This window comes from Solibacillus sp. NPDC093137, from assembly GCF_050280445.1.
Lineage (GTDB): Bacteria > Bacillota > Bacilli > Bacillales_A > Planococcaceae > Solibacillus > Solibacillus isronensis_B.
This window is the reverse complement of the sequence record NZ_JBNNVH010000001.1, coordinates 1721706-1738265: the sequence shown is the minus strand read 5'-3', so window position 1 is coordinate 1738265 and position 16560 is coordinate 1721706. Positions and strand designations below refer to the sequence as shown.

General features: G+C 38.1%; 13 protein-coding genes. All 13 read left to right on the top strand.

What is annotated here, in order from left to right; genetic code table 11:
- Positions 1-8: 8 nt before the first annotated feature.
- The 13 genes from ACQKN3_RS08895 (at position 9) to ACQKN3_RS08835 (ending at position 16550) form a co-directional block, all read left to right on the top strand.
- Entirely contained in the window at positions 9-911 is a 903-nt protein-coding gene (locus ACQKN3_RS08895) for a helix-turn-helix domain-containing protein (RefSeq protein ID WP_340717699.1), read from the top strand.
- Between the two features lie 46 nt (positions 912-957).
- Positions 958-1536: a CDP-diacylglycerol--glycerol-3-phosphate 3-phosphatidyltransferase gene (gene pgsA, locus ACQKN3_RS08890; protein ID WP_008403198.1), complete on the top strand. Its 579-nt coding sequence runs from the start codon at positions 958-960 to the stop codon at positions 1534-1536.
- A gap of 278 nt (positions 1537-1814) precedes the next feature.
- Entirely contained in the window at positions 1815-3074 is a 1260-nt protein-coding gene (locus tag ACQKN3_RS08885) for a competence/damage-inducible protein A (protein ID WP_427710876.1), read from the top strand.
- A 166-nt stretch (positions 3075-3240) separates the two neighbouring features.
- Positions 3241-4311, top strand: coding sequence for a recombinase RecA (recA, locus tag ACQKN3_RS08880; protein ID WP_285848808.1), 1071 nt, complete (start codon positions 3241-3243; stop codon positions 4309-4311).
- A 692-nt stretch (positions 4312-5003) separates the two neighbouring features.
- Positions 5004-6557, top strand: a complete 1554-nt coding sequence (gene rny / locus ACQKN3_RS08875; RefSeq protein WP_079525364.1) for a ribonuclease Y — start codon at positions 5004-5006, stop codon at positions 6555-6557.
- A gap of 449 nt (positions 6558-7006) precedes the next feature.
- The gene (locus tag ACQKN3_RS08870; protein ID WP_427710873.1) at positions 7007-8782 is read left to right on the top strand and encodes an S-layer homology domain-containing protein; all 1776 of its coding nucleotides are present in this window, start codon (positions 7007-7009) and stop codon (positions 8780-8782) included.
- Between the two features lie 158 nt (positions 8783-8940).
- The gene (locus ACQKN3_RS08865; RefSeq protein WP_427710871.1) at positions 8941-9768 is read left to right on the top strand and encodes a hypothetical protein; all 828 of its coding nucleotides are present in this window, start codon (positions 8941-8943) and stop codon (positions 9766-9768) included.
- A gap of 212 nt (positions 9769-9980) precedes the next feature.
- Positions 9981-10745, top strand: a complete 765-nt coding sequence (locus ACQKN3_RS08860) for a YveK family protein (RefSeq protein WP_427710870.1) — start codon at positions 9981-9983, stop codon at positions 10743-10745.
- Positions 10746-10749: 4 nt separating this feature from the next.
- Entirely contained in the window at positions 10750-11463 is a 714-nt protein-coding gene (locus tag ACQKN3_RS08855) for a CpsD/CapB family tyrosine-protein kinase (protein ID WP_427710868.1), read from the top strand.
- A gap of 45 nt (positions 11464-11508) precedes the next feature.
- Positions 11509-12273, top strand: a complete 765-nt coding sequence (locus ACQKN3_RS08850; RefSeq protein ID WP_427710866.1) for a tyrosine-protein phosphatase — start codon at positions 11509-11511, stop codon at positions 12271-12273.
- Positions 12274-12304: 31 nt separating this feature from the next.
- Positions 12305-14149, top strand: coding sequence for a polysaccharide biosynthesis protein (locus ACQKN3_RS08845; RefSeq protein ID WP_427710864.1), 1845 nt, complete (start codon positions 12305-12307; stop codon positions 14147-14149).
- Between the two features lie 51 nt (positions 14150-14200).
- A complete protein-coding gene (locus ACQKN3_RS08840; protein WP_427711651.1) occupies positions 14201-15217 on the top strand; it encodes a Gfo/Idh/MocA family protein in 1017 nt (338 codons plus the stop codon).
- Between the two features lie 22 nt (positions 15218-15239).
- Entirely contained in the window at positions 15240-16550 is a 1311-nt protein-coding gene (locus ACQKN3_RS08835) for a nucleotide sugar dehydrogenase (protein ID WP_427711649.1), read from the top strand.
- The last annotated feature ends 10 nt before the right edge of the window (positions 16551-16560 follow it).

Genomic DNA, 16560 nt, shown 5'->3' with positions numbered 1-16560 from the left:
AAAAGTAGGTGTTTTTTTTGACGGAACTAGGAGCTCGCTTGAAAGAGGCGAGATTAGCTAGAGGTTATAGTCTAGATGATTTGCAAAATATCACGAAAATCCAAAAACGTTATCTAATAGGAATCGAAGAAGGCAACTATACAATTATGCCTGGTTCTTTCTATGTACGTGCCTTCATTAAGCAGTATGCCGAAGCAGTTGGATTAGATGCGGATGAAGTATTAACTGAGTATCGAAAAGATATTCCGGAAATGCAAAAAGAAGAAGTCGCCCAATCATTCACACAAAGTCCGAGTCGCCGCAATATGAAAGCGACATCGAGCAACAAGATGATGGAAGCAATGCCGAAATTGATCGTTGCATTGTTTGCGATTGTCATTATTATCGTTATTACAACTCTATACTTCCAAAAAACGGGCAGTACGCCGGATGGAGGAGAAGAGGAGATTGAACCGATAGAATACGAACAAAATCCGAATTCAACACCAACAAAACCTGTTGAAGACAACGAAGAAAACACAGAAGATGACACTGAAGAAAATGTTGAGCCTGAAGAACCTGTCACAGACGAGCCTGAAGTAGCTCAAACAATCAGTGAAGGTGTTGTACAAGGCGAAGATTCAACATTTGAAGTATCAGGTACAGACAGCTTAAATGTCCGTATTGAAGTATCAGGTGAAACATGGGTTGGTATCCGAAATGAACAACAGCAGGAGCAAGTGAATGCAACAGTTTATAAAGCTGGAGATATCGTAGAAAATGATTCAACTGCAGATGGCTATGCAAGAATCCGTTTGGGGAATTCAAAAGTGGCTAAAGTATATGTAAATGATGTAGAATTGACATACGCACAAGATCGTATGACGCAAAATATCATTTTAAAATTAGTGAATGAAGGACAAGGAGAGTAGTCATCTTAAAAGATGGCTCTTTTCTTTAGACGAAAGGTGTTAACAAATGAACATTCCAAATAAGATTACAGTCTCGCGCATTTTATTAATCCCACTATTTGTGATTGTAATGATGTTTGATTTCGGTTGGGGAAATATGACGCTGTTTGGCGCGGAAATGCAAGTGAACTATTTTGTAGGGGCACTGATTTTTATTTTCGCTTCGGCAACGGACTGGGTAGATGGCTATTATGCCCGCAAATATAATTTAGTGACGAACTTAGGGAAGTTTTTGGACCCGCTTGCAGATAAGCTGCTCGTTTCTGCTGCCTTTATTTTATTGGTGGAAATCGACTTGGCACCTGCCTGGATTGTCATTATCATTATTTCGCGTGAGTTTGCGGTAACGGGACTTCGACTGATTTTAGCAGGACAAGGGGAAGTCGTAGCGGCGAACCAGCTTGGTAAAATTAAAACTTGGGCCCAAATCGTGGCAATTTCTGCATTAATTTTACACAATACGATTTTTACATTAGTTGGCATACCTTTTGATATGATTATGCTTTATGTCGCATTGTTCTTTACAGTATGGTCTGGATGGGATTATTTCTATATAAACCGTCGTGCATTATTGGATTCAAAATAAATAAAATTTCTAAAACTAGGTTAGAATTTCTTTTAGGATAGGTAATAGTAATAAGTATCCATAAAAGATAGAACAAGACTCGTGAACGCGAGGAATGTTTTTCTAATCTAGTTTTTCTTTATTTTTACAGCAGTTACCAAAACAACTGCTGTAAAAAAAGCCTCTGGCAGATGTCACAGATTTTCTAAAGGTACTTTTGAGTATACGCTAGAGCGTATACTCAAAAAATCTGGACTCAATTACGCCAAGGCGAAATTGATCTATAGGGGGTTTTAGGAATGAATGCAGAAATTATAGCGGTAGGATCAGAATTATTATTAGGACAAATCTCCAACACGAACGCGAAATTTATTTCGAGCCAGCTTTCGGAACTTGGCATTAATGTGTATTATCATACAGTTGTGGGAGATAACGAGGCGCGGCTTCTAGAGGCAATCAAAATTGCGGAACAGCGCGCGGATGTAATTATCTTCTCAGGTGGTTTAGGGCCGACGAAGGATGATTTAACGAAAGAAGCAATAGCGAAACATTTGAATCGTACCCTAGTGTTTGATGAAACGGCGCTGTTTGCAATTGAAGAGTTCTTCTCAAAGCAAAGACGTCCAATGACGGAAAACAACCGGAAACAGGCGCTTGTACTGGATGGCTGTGATGTATTGCTGAACCAGCATGGCATGGCTCCGGGGATGTTTTTGAAGGAAAACGACCGTATTTATATTTTACTGCCGGGTCCGCCAAAAGAACTTGAGCCGATGTTCCAATATGAAACGAAGCCAAAATTGGCAGCACTTCTACATGACGGTGGGGTTATTTTATCGCATGTACTGCGTTTTTACGGTATCGGTGAAGCAGATCTGGAAACCCGCATACAGCATATTTTGGATGAACAGACAAATCCAACTGTTGCCCCGCTTGCTTCAGACGGTGAAGTAACACTGCGTATTACTGCAAAAGCTCAGAATGAACCACAGGCATTCCGTTTGATTGAATTGAAGAAACGTGAAATTCTAGATATTGTCGGAGAATACTATTACGGTGTAAATGATGAATCATTAGGCTTCAAGCTTGTACAAATGCTTCTGGAGAATGAGTTAACGGTTTCCGCTGCCGAAAGTTTAACGGCCGGTCTGTTCCAGTCGGAGCTGGCAGAAGTTCCGGGTGTTGGGTCCGCATTAATCGGCGGTGTCGTAACATATACGAAAGAAGCGAAAATCAAACACCTCGGTATTTCCGGAGAAATGCTGGATGAATACGGAATCGTCAGCAGTGAATGTGCTGCAGCAATGGCGACACAAGTCCGAGAAAAGTTCGGTACAGATATTGGTGTTGGACTGACGGGTGCAGCTGGACCGGGGGATCATGACGGACAGCCTGCAGGATCAATCTGGGTCGGTATTAAGATCGGTGACACAGAGCCATTAACGTACCGACTGCAATTAACCGGCTCAAGAAATACAAACCGGATCCGCGCGGTGAAGTTTACGTTCAGCTATTTAATGAGAGAATTGGCGAATCAAGGGTACAAAAAGCTGATTTAATTGTCGGTTTCTTTTGATAAAGGTGATTTGATTACTGATTTAAAGGCATTTAGAAACATTCAAATAAAAGGCGAAAATATGTTCGCTTTTTTCTTGAATGTTATCTCATTAGCAAGTATAATAGAGACATAAGTTAAATAAAGCTTTTTCTTAAGGAGGAAATAGTTTGAGCGATCGTAAAGCAGCATTAGATATGGCGTTAAAACAAATAGAAAAACAATTCGGTAAAGGTTCTGTCATGAAACTGGGTGAAAACTCAAACCGTCATATGGAGACAACTTCATCAGGCTCTATCGCAATTGATGCAGCATTAGGTATAGGCGGCTACCCGCGCGGACGTATTGTAGAAGTTTACGGACCGGAATCATCTGGTAAAACAACAGTTACATTACATGCCATCGCAGAAATTCAGGCAAACGGCGGTACGGCAGCGTTTATCGATGCTGAGCACGCACTTGACCCGGTATATGCACAAAAATTAGGCGTTAATATTGACGAATTATTATTATCACAGCCGGATACAGGTGAACAAGCACTTGAAATCGCGGAAGCATTAGTACGTTCTGGTGCGATTGATATTATCGTAATCGACTCTGTAGCAGCATTAGTACCAAAAGCAGAGATCGAAGGCGAAATGGGTGACTCGCACATGGGTCTTCAAGCGCGTTTAATGTCTCAGGCATTACGTAAATTATCAGGTGTTATTAACAAATCGAATACGCTTGCTATTTTCATTAACCAAGTTCGTGAAAAAATCGGTGTTATGTTCGGTAACCCGGAAACAACAACAGGTGGACGTGCCCTTAAATTCTACTCTTCTATCCGTTTAGAAGTACGTCGCGGTGAAGCGATTAAGCAAGGTACAGAAATTATCGGTAACAAAACGAAAATCAAAGTTGTAAAAAATAAAGTAGCTCCACCATTCCGTACAGCGGAAGTTGATATTATGTACGGTGAAGGGATTTCAAAAGAAGGCGAAATCGTCGACATCGGTGCAGAATTGGACATCATCCAAAAAAGCGGTTCTTGGTATTCTTACAACAGCGAACGAATCGGCCAAGGTCGTGAAAATGTAAAACAATTCTTCAAAGAAAACCCTGCAATGAGAGAAGAAGTAACAGAAAAAATCCGTCAACACTTCGGTATCGGCGAACTAGGCTACACAATCGGCGCCAATGATACAACAGGCGAAGAAGAACTGGACGAACTAGAATTATTCGAAGACGAAAAAGAATAATGTTACAGACCCAAGCGGAGTAATTTGCTTGGGTTTTGTTTTTGTGGGGAGAAATGCCTGGGGGAGCGGTCTGCCTGCGATTTTATTAGAACAAATATGGGGCTTATTATAAGAACTCTGAGTGATATTAGAAAATTAGGCGTGGGTATTAGAAGATTGAGCTGAGACGACAGGTTTGAATTGGATTTTGCTTGAGGAAAGCGGTGAGTAAATACAGCGGGAACTTTTATTAGAACAAATTTTGATTTATTAGAAAATCTCTTCTCGATATTCGAAAATCAGAAGGCGATATTAGAAAATCGAAAGTTTATTAGAACAATTAAAAATATATTAGAACATTTTAAAATTTATTAGAAGTCCCAGCCGCCAGCCCTGGCTTAACTGGGTAACTTTTGGTAAATTAGGGTATACTAGAACCGCAAAGCCCGCGTGCGCTCAACGATGATACTAAACCCAATTTAGAAAATTTTAGGTTATTTCAAACCCTATCACCACCACCAAACCAACTCAACCAAAAAATATAAAAAACCCCTTAAACCATGGCTATTCTTGACATACCTTATTTTGAACTATACAATTAAAATGTATAATTTCTAAATTTTGAAATGAATAGGCGGTATGTTTGAACAATTCAGATATATTGTGCCAACTAAGAGAACATCAGACATATATAGGCATAGGAGGGAAACGATATGGAAATGATACTCCCTGCTTTGCTAGGATTCGCTGTCGGTGTCGCTGTTATCTATTTCTACATGAAAAACGTGAATGAATCAAAAGTGACTGGTGCAAAGCATGTTGCCGAGCAAATCGTGGAAGACGCGAAACGTGAAGCAGATGCACTTAAAAAGGAAGCACTGCTTGAAGCAAAGGATGAAACTCACAAATTTCGAACTGAAGCGGAAAATGACATTCGTGACCGTCGTGGAGAGCTTCAGAAACAAGAGAACCGTTTATTGCAAAGAGAAGAAAACCTTGACCGCAAAGATGATACTCTGAACAAAAGAGAGATAAGCTTAGAGCGTAAAGAAGAAGCTCTAGCTAGCAGACAACAGCATATTGAACAGATGGAAAGCAAAGTAGAACAACTTGTTGCAAGTCAAAAAACTGAGCTTGAGCGCATTGCAGCTCTTACGCGCGAAGAAGCGAAAGAGGTTATCTTGAAGGAAGTTGAAAACGAACTTTCTACAGATATCGCTGTAATGACGAAAGAATCGGAATTGCGTGCAAAAGAAGAATCAGACAAAAAGGCTCGAGAAATTTTATCACTTGCATTACAACGCTTTGCAGCTGACCATGTTGCAGAAACAACAGTGTCCGTTGTAAATCTGCCGAATGATGAGATGAAAGGCCGTATTATTGGTCGTGAAGGCCGTAACATCCGTACATTAGAAACGCTTACAGGTATCGATTTAATTATTGATGATACACCTGAAGCAGTTATTTTATCCGGCTTTGATCCGATCCGCCGTGAAACAGCTCGTCTTGCATTGGAAAAACTAGTTCAAGATGGTCGTATTCACCCGGCACGTATCGAAGAAATGGTTGAAAAATCCCGCCGTGAAGTGGACGAGCAAATCCGCGAAACTGGTGAGCAAACAACATTTGAAGTAGGTATTCATAACCTGCATCCGGATTTAATGAAAATCCTTGGTCGTATGAAATACCGTACAAGCTATGGTCAAAACGTATTGAAACACTCAATCGAAGTAGCCCACTTAGCAGGATTGCTTGCTGCTGAACTAGGCGAAGATGTGACATTGGCGCGTCGTGCAGGTTTACTGCATGATATCGGTAAAGCAATTGACCATGAAGTCGAAGGAAGCCACGTTGAAATCGGTGTGGAACTGGCAACGAAGTATAAAGAACACCCAGTTGTTATTAACTCAATTGCATCCCACCATGGTGACACAGAAGCAACTTCAGTTATCGCCGTACTTGTAGCAGCAGCCGATGCATTATCAGCAGCCCGCCCAGGTGCCCGCAGTGAAACACTGGAAAACTATATTCGCCGCCTTGAAAAGCTGGAAGAAATTTCAGAAAGCTATGACGGCGTTGAAAAATCATTCGCGATTCAAGCTGGTCGTGAAGTACGTATCATCGTACAACCTGAAAAAATCGATGATCTGGCATCACATCGCTTAGCACGAGATATCCGCAAACGTATTGAAGAAGAACTCGATTACCCAGGTCACATCAAAGTGACAGTTATTCGTGAAACACGTTCAGTGGAGTATGCGAAGTAATTAACTTACCAACATTTGAAAATCCTTAAACTTTAGAATAAAAGACACCCAATTTTCTCTATGAGGGAAAGGGGTGTCTTTTTGTGTCTCTTAGAGGGTTTCGAGAATATTGTTTTATTATGGTAAATTTAGTAAATATAGAAGTGATGAGGTACCCAATTTAGACGAAGAGTTGGTTAATTAAGCGGAGATTTTCCTTAGATATGTAAAATGCGTCCAATTTCTTCATTCTAATTGTACAATTAGTCAGTTCGTTACATAGTGATTTATTCTTATAAAATATTTCTTAATGCTATTTAAATGCTAAATTTTTATTGTAATTAAATTATTTTAAAGTATTATAAATAGTATTATATTATTATTTAAAAAGAAAATTGTGCAAATATTTCCACCTTTCAAATCGCTATGATATAATCGGCATATCTTGATAAAAAAATGGAGGTTTATACATGAAAAAACAATCTTATAAAAAATTGTTCAATGTAGCATTAACTACCACTCTAGCAGCTGGTGCAGTTGTAGCAGTAGCACCACAAGCGCAGGCGGCAATCAGCTTCAAAGACGTAAAAGAAACAAACTCGCACTATGAAAACATCATGAATCTAGCGGAACGCGGTATTATCCGCGGTTATGAAGACGGTACATTCCGTCCGGGAGATTCAATCAAACGCGGTAACGCAGCACACATTATTGCAGAAATCATCGGTCTAGACACTACAAACGTTAAAAATCCTAACTTCAAAGATATTTCTACGAAAAACTCAAACTACGGTGCAATTGCAGCATTAGCAAATGCGGGCATTATTAACGGTTTCGAAGACGGTACATACCGTGCGAACGATATGCTGACACGCGGTCAAATGGCTAAAATTATTGACAATGCATTCAAATTAGCTTCAAATGGCGAAGCGCTTCCATTTACAGATGTACAAAATTCTCAATATAAAGAACATATTGCTGCATTATATGCTAACAACGTAACAACTGGTAAAACACCAACGTTCTTTGATGCAAAATCAAATGTAACACGCGCTCAATTATCATCTTTCGTAGTGCGCGCTGAAAAAGCGGCAGCTACACCAGCACCAGGCACGCCAACAGTTGAAGAAGGCGTATTTACTGTAGGTTCAGTAGTTGGGAACACAGTGAAAATTGGAAATGAAGATTTCGAAGTTTCATCAGAGTTAGCAGCTGTATTTAATGCAGATAACGCTGCAGCATTACAAGATTCTGTTGTAACACTTGTTGTTGAATATGCACCTGAAACAGTTGCATCTACAACACCAGTATTTGCAAAAGGTAAAGGAAAAATTACAGGCATCAAAACTTTAAAATTAGTAAAAGACAATACAAGCTTCAATCCAAAAGGTTTCAAGATTGCTAAAATTGAAGCAGCTGCGAAAGGTCTTTCATTAGCAAATGTAAAAGCAGATAGCTTAGAACTTTTGGCAGGCAGCTCAGCAACAATTACTGGTTCTGAAATTGCTGGCTTAGAAGTAGCAGGCGATGCAGCTGTAACATTAAATAATACAGCTGTTACTACTCTTGAAGTAGTAGGCAATGGTAAAATTACAATCGGTGAAGGTACAACCCTTACTACTGTAGTTCTTGAAAAAGGCAAAACATTAGCTGATGTTATTACAAACTATGAAGCAGTAAAATCTCAATTAGCGAATGTTACAGTAAAAGATACTGATGGTACTGTTATAAGTCAACCAGTAACTCCTCCAGTTACACCACCAGTTGGAGGCGGCGGTGGCGGTTATACACCTACTGAAAAGGAACAATACATCAGTAAATTAAATGAAAAGTTAAATAATCTTCCTGCTGTACCGGGTGTAACGGTTAGTTCTAGCGGAGCAAATGTAACAATTACTGCTGGAGAACTTCTTACTAAAGAAAACTTAGAAATTGCATCTTCAGATATAATTGGTAGCATGATGGGTATCGGTACTACAGCTCAATTAGATTCTGTAAAAGTCGGTGAAGAAACATATACTAGTGAAGATTTTTCAACAGATAAAGATTTTCTTAAATTAGTAGCAGCTAATTTAGCTGATGCAATTGATATTTCAATTGGCGAAGCAGGTGCGATTTTAGCATTACCATCTTCAGGGTCTGTTACAAGCAAGTTAACAAAAGATAAATATTCAGGTCCAATCACTCTAAACTTTAAAGATGGTTCTCCTCTTGTAGTAACAATCACTTTAAATAAAGCTGAATAAAAATATTAAACTTAAAAATTCCCTGGAACACCGAGTTCTGGGGAATTTCATTAAAAAAAGGAATTTGGTTTATAATTGAAAATAAGGGGTAATAAGGTACCGGTCGTTATCCTTTAGATTAAGGATAAGCCAAAAAACTGCAAAGGAGCCTACAACTGATGAAAAAGCTGAAGTATATATTTATTGCTCTGGCAGTGATTGTGTTATGTATTGGTGGATATATTGTTTACGAATTGAAATTCAAGTCCTATGACACAGCAGATCCTGAAGTAGATGCTTTAATCGAAGAGACATATAATGTCGAATTGCCGGATGGAACGGTAATTGTTGTCGATAAAGAAGGAAATATTGTCGAAAACAAAACATCGGAGTCCCAAAATAACGGCGTGACAACTGCATCAGCTCAAACTTCTAGTACAAATGTGAATTCTGACTCTACCCAAGATGATGAAGAAGGTACAGAAACCGGTACTACGAATAACGGAAATGGGTCCTCAAATTCGAATTCCGGACAAACAGGAACATCTGCTAGCTCAAAGTCTAGTTCGAATACAGGTACAACAGGATCAAATTCAAACGCAAACCCGAATACAAACACGAACACAGGCGGATCAAATAAACCAGCTGAAAAAGTAACAGTTGCGTCTATTAAATCGAAATACGAGGGGACATTTAAAAGCCTCGAAAATCAATCACGAGCTCGTATCAATTCATTGATCAGTCAGGCAGCGAATGAATACTCAACAAAAAAGAGTAATGGTGAATCAATCAGTTACGGATATTTCTATAAAAAATATATGGGTGCAGCAAATGGAATCGAATCTGCTACTGATTCTACAGTAAATGTAGTAGTAGGTTTAGTAGAAAAAGACCTGCAAAAAAATGGTTTTGATAAATCCTATGCTCAGAGCTTTAAGGAAGACTACAATGCAATGAAAGAATCTCTGCGTTCTGAAATGATGGACAAAGCACTAAGCTTCCGTTAGCCTTTAAAGGTTTGCAGTACGTATAAGCGTTTTGCAAACCTTTTATAATTCAATAGCTAATTACCTTATCATTACAAATCTCTATATTTATTTACAAAAATGTCAAATATACTGAGTTTATCAAATATTTATCAATTATATGAGGATCCTATGTAATATTGGTAGCAACTCATGTATAATTTTAGAAGTTATTATAAAGGAGCGTAACACTTTTGGAAGAGACAATAAGCTTACAAGATATATTCAAAACATTAAAAAAGCGGGCTGCTCTTATTCTTTCGCTTACTATTTTTGCAGGGATTGTAGCAGCAATTGTTAGCTACTTTTTACTGACGCCTATTTATCAGGCAAACACACAGGTTCTGGTCAATCAAAAAAAAGAAGACATGACACAGCAAATGACATCACAAGATATTCAATCCAACTTACAATTAATTAATACATACAATGAAATTATTAAAAGTCCAGCGATTTTATCCATTGTAGTAGAAAACTTGGACTTGCCGTTAACTCCTGGACAATTGGCTTCAAAGATTTCAGTAACAAATGCGAATAACTCGCAAGTATTAAATGTAAGTGTACAGGATGAAAACTATAATGTGGCAGCCGATATGGCCAACCAGGTTGTAGAAGTATTTAAAGAAGAAGTTCCAAAACTGATGAATATCGATAACGTTAATATACTGGCTCCAGCACAATATTCGGATAACCCGACACCGATCAAGCCAAATAAAATGCTGAATGTCGCGATTGCACTTATTATTGGTTTAATGGTAGGGGTAGGATTAGCCTTTTTACTGGAATACCTTGATACAACAGTGAAAACAGAGCAAGACGTGGAAGAAATAATTGGATTGCCAATTATTGGTGTTATTAGTATAATAAACCAAGAAGAAATGCGGAAAGAGGAAGCGAGAAGAGCTTCTAGACACCGAAAACAAAAAAAAACATTAATTGACCGAAAAGTGAGGGTGTGAGGATATGTTCAACAAGTTTAAACGCAAAAAATCACAGCCAACTACATTAGCTAGAAAACTCATTACCGATTCGAATCCGAAATCAATCGTATCGGAACAATTTAAAACGGTACGTACGAATATTAACTTCTCAATGCCGGACAAAGATTTGAAAACCTTAGTCCTTACTTCCTCAACACCAGGAGAAGGTAAATCGACAAATGCTTCTAACATCGCCGTTGTATATGCACAATCTGGAAAAAAAGTATTGCTAGTTGATGGGGATATGCGTAAACCGACAACTCACCATACTTTTGGAGTAAGAAATGTCGGAGGCTTATCAACGGTTCTAATACGCCAGGATACAGTTGAAGAAGTTGTCCATGAAACACAAATCGAAGGACTCTCGTTAATAACGAGCGGTCCGATACCGCCAAACCCTGCTGAACTGATCGCATCGAAAACGATGGATCAATTTATTGAAACGGTGAAAGAAAAATATGATATGGTCATTTTCGATGCACCGCCTGTATTATCGGTAACAGATGCACAAATTCTATCGAATAAATGCGAAGGTACGATATTAGTAATTAACTCAGGAAAAGCAGAGAAAGATAATGTCATAAAAGCGAAAGAAATGCTGCTCGCCTCAAAGGCAAACATTATCGGAGCAGTATTGAATAATTACGCAATCGATAAAAATCACTATTATTATCAATATTACGGGGCTGTAGAATAATAAACTTAGCCCCTCGAAACTAACATCTAGAAGAGGGGCATTACATTGATAGATATACATAGCCATATATTGTTTGGAGTCGATGACGGACCCGGAGATTTATATGAAACACTAAGTATGCTACAAAAAGCCGTAGACGAAGGCATTACAGAAATCATTTCAACTTCACATAGTTTTCATCCACAATACAATGTTACAGCTAAACAAGTAACCGAGCAGATGGCTGTTTTACAGGAACAGCTTCAGCTCAATAATATTCCATTAAAAATCCATCCAGGTCAAGAAGTCCGTTTAGTCGAAAACATTGTCTCTTTAGTAGAGGCAAAGGAAGCTTTGACTCTCGCAAACTCCAATTATTTGCTGCTTGAACTACCATCCAGCACAATACCGAAATACACAAAAGAACTAATTATCACTCTTCAAGCGAAGGGGATTATACCGATTATTGCCCATCCCGAACGGAATAAAACAATTGCCGAACGACCATATAAACTGGAAGAGCTAGTAAGGGAGGGCGCAATGGCGCAAATTACTGCCGGAAGTCTTGCGGGGCATTTCGGAAAAAACATTCAAAAACTTTCACTTGACTTAGTAAAAGCGAATTTGGTCCATACGTATGGTTCAGATGTTCATAACTTGACAACTCGCCCATTTTTATTTGATGAAGGGCTTATATATTTGGAAAAAAAGAAACAGTTAGATGCAGTGGATATGCTTTTAGAAAATAATGCAAGGATCATTGAAAATAAGAATTTTATCTTATATGAACCTCAGGAAATAAGTTCTAAAAAATGGTGGTCTATTTTCTGAAGAAATAGCATATAGAAAGGTTATGGGAAAAATGAACTATCGAAGAAGATATGCAGTATTTTTTATACTCGATTCGATCATAGTATTAACTGCAATATATATCAGTTATTGGCTGCTGCACCCGACAGTTGAGGTGTATACAAATAAAACATTATTCATCAGTGCGATTACGCTATTAATCGCACATCATATTGTCGCTAATATTTATAAGCTATACAGTCGCATCTGGGCGGTTGCCTCAATTAGAGAACTAATCATTATCGGAGTTGCTGTAACAATTTCCGTAGTGATGGCTATGATTATGCAGCAGCTCATTAATGGAGACATTTATTTCCGTGTACTGATGATTACATGGCTGCTCCATATTATTATGATCGGCGGTTCTCGCTTTTTATTAAGGCTTTTACATGAAAAAAGAAAAATAAAATTTGATGGGGAAGCCATTCGTGTGTTAATAGTAGGTGCGGGTCAGGCAGGTACAATTCTCGCACGCAATATTAGCCGCAACGAGTATTCCGAATATCAGATTGTCGGTTACATTGATGATGATCCAAATAAAAAATATTTAACATTAGTAGATTACCGTGTTCTAGGTACGACAAGCGAAATTGAAAGAATAGTTGAAAATAAAGGCGTCCAAGAAATTATTTTAGCGGTCCCTTCTCTTCCAAAAAGCGAAATGAAAGCATTGTTCGAGCGCTGTTCAACTACAAGTGCAAGCGTAAAGATTATGCCTAAAATTGAAGATGTGCTGACAGGTAAAGTAACAGTGAACGATATGCAGGAAGTAAATATTGAAGACCTGCTTGGTCGTGATGAAGTAAAGCTTGATATGCTGGCAATCTCTGAAGGGATTACAGATAAAGTAATCTTAGTAACAGGTGCAGGCGGTTCAATCGGTTCTGAAATTTGCCGGCAGGTAATGAAATTCCAACCGAAAAAATTAATACTACTCGGTCATGGAGAAAATTCGATTTATTTAATCCATCTTGAGTTGACGGAAGCGTACAAAGATTTAGATATTGAAATTATCCCAGTAATAGCAGATGTACAAGACCGCGAGCGAATCTTTGAAGTAATTCAGACATATAAACCGGATGCCATCTATCATGCCGCCGCACATAAGCATGTACCGCTAATGGAGGCAAATCCATTAGAAGCGATTAAGAATAATGTATTCGGTACTAAAAATGTTGCGGATGCCGCAGATAAAGCCGGTGTCAATCGCTTTGTACTAGTCTCAACAGACAAAGCAGTCAACCCACCGAATGTAATGGGGTCCACAAAACGGATTGCGGAAATGATCGTTCAAAACTTGGCTACACAAAGTAAGACGACATTTGCTGCTGTAAGGTTCGGTAATGTTTTAGGTTCGCGCGGTTCAGTAGTACCTCGTTTTAAGGCACAAATCGCTTCAGGTGGACCAGTTACTGTAACTCATCCGGAAATGACTCGTTATTTCATGACAATATCTGAGGCAAGCCGCCTTGTATTACAGGCAGGGGCCTTAGCACGAGGCGGGGAAGTTTTCGTTCTGGATATGGGTGAACCCGTATACATTATAGATTTGGCGAAAAATCTGATTCGCTTATCCGGTTTTAAAGAAGAAGAAATTGGAATCGAATATTCAGGCATTCGGCCAGGTGAGAAAATGTATGAGGAGCTGCTCAGTCCGGACGAAATTCAGGAAGAACATGTGTATCCGAAAATTCATGTTGGTAAAGCGAATTGCATGTCAGCAAATCAGTTAGAAATGTTCTTAATAGAGCTTGAACAGCAAGAAAATCCCATGTTAAAAGATAAAGTAGTTGCTGTGGCAAATGGCCGATGGGAAGTGATTATAGATAATCATGCGGATGTTGCGGCTACGGAGTAAATTGCACCGATAATTGAGAAGATTAAATAAAATATTGAAAAGAAGGTAGTAATAATGAATTTTGCCATTGTTGGTTGTGGGTTTATCGCAAAAAAACATGCAACTTCTATTGATAATATTGAAGGGGCTAAACTAGTTGCGGTTTGTGATAAAGTTCCAGAATTAATGTTACCGTATGTTGAACAATATGGTGTCAAGGAATATGAAGATTTTGAGACAATGCTTAAAATTGAGGATATTGACATTGTAAATATTTGTACCCCAAGTGGAAGTCATGCTACTTTAGCTGAATTAGCTGCAAAGTATGGTAAGCATGTAATTGTAGAAAAGCCTATCGCTATGAGTTCTGAACAATCTACTAGAATAATTCAAGCAGCAAGAGCTAATGATGTAAAACTTGCAGTTGTTCACCCAAATAGATTTCGTCCTGTAGCTATAAAATTAAAAGCAATATTAGAAGCCAATCTATTAGGGAAAATTAGTCACGCATTATGTATTGTAAACTGGAATCGTGGACAAGAATACTATAATCAGGCAACTTGGCGGGGGACGAAAGAATTTGATGGTGGTGTTCTAATGAACCAAGCAATTCACAATTTAGATTTATTATTATGGTTTTTAGGGAAACCAAGTAAAGTTGTTAGTATGGAGGCAACACGTCTCCGTGAAATTGAAGCAGAAGATGTTTCAACTGGAATTATAACCTTTGAATCGGGTGTGCTTGCCACAGTTCAAGCTTCTACGACCGCATATGCAAAAAATTTCGAGGAATCAATTACAATTTTTGGTGAAAAAGGGACTGTTAAGATTGGTGGTACAAATGCATTATATTTTGAATATCTAGATATTGAAGGGATAAATACCGAAAAGTTAAAAGAATGGAAGGGAATAGTAAAATCGGATCCATGGGGTACACCTGGTCATGAGCAAATTATTAAAGATATGGTTCAAGCAATTAAAGAAAATCGTTCACCAGCTATAACTGGTGAGGACGGGTTAGCGGTATTAAATCTTGTAGAGTTATTTTATGAATCGGCGAAAGAAAATAGAATTATAACTTTAGCGTAAAGGAATGATGAAAATGACAACAATAATGTTAAAAGAACTGTTGCAACATAAGCTTGAGACAAAAACAGCTACGATAGGTGTAGTTGGGTTAGGATATGTGGGTTTACCGTTAGCAGTAGAGAAGGCAAAAGCAGGCTTTAAAGTAATCGGGTTTGATGTACAAGAAAATAAGGTTAATAAAGTGAATGCAGGTGAAAATTACATTGGGGATGTATTGCCAACTGATTTAGAGGGATTGGTAAAAAAAGGCAGATTAAAAGCGACTTCTGATTATTCGTTTATTAAAGAAGTTGATGCAATCGCGATTTGTGTCCCTACGCCGCTTGATATTTATAAGCAACCAAATATGGACTATGTAAGAAGTTCAGCAGAAGCAATTGCAGAAAATTTAACTGAAGGCACTTTAGTAGTATTAGAGAGTACTACATATCCTGGTACCACAGAGGAATTAATTAAACCGATTATAGAATCTAAAGGTTTTGTAATAGGAGAGGATGTATTTCTAGCTTATTCACCTGAGCGTGTAGATCCGGGAAATAAAGATTTTAATACTAAAAATACACCGAAAGTTGTTGGCGGTGTAACTGAAGGCTGTACGAAAGTAGCTGCTGCAATGTATCGTTCAGTGTTAGAAAGCGATGTACATGAAGTTTCTAGTCCAGCTGTTGCTGAAATGGAAAAATTACTTGAAAATACATTTAGGAATATAAATATTGGTTTAGCAAATGAAATGGCAATTTTATGTAATAAAATGGGTATTGATGTTTGGGAAGTAATAAAGGCAGCATCAACTAAACCATATGGCTTCATGCCTTTTTATCCAGGCCCAGGTCTAGGTGGTCACTGTATACCTATAGATCCATGGTATTTAACTTGGAAGGCTCGTGAATATAATTACCATACCAAATTAATTGAAACTGCTGGGGAAATTAATGATAGTATGCCTGATTTTGTTGTTCAGCGAGCAATGGAAATTTTGAATGAACAGGGAAAAGCATTAAAAGGTGCTAAAGTAGTTGTATTAGGTATAGCTTATAAAAAAGATATTGATGATTATCGTGAATCTCCTGTACTCCCAATTTTAGAACGTTTAACAAAATTCGGTGCGGAATGGGTAGCTGTGGATTCGAATATTCCGACTTTTAAATTAAATGGAGAAATGATTTCTACCGTACAATTGGACGAAAAATTAATAGAATCAGCAGATTTAACTATTATTGCTACAAATCATAGTGATTTTGATTATGAAATGATAAAAAACTGTTCTAAAATGTTATTTGATACTCGTAATTCATATGATAAACCGCAATACCCAAATTATGTAAAGTTATGAGGAATGTGGT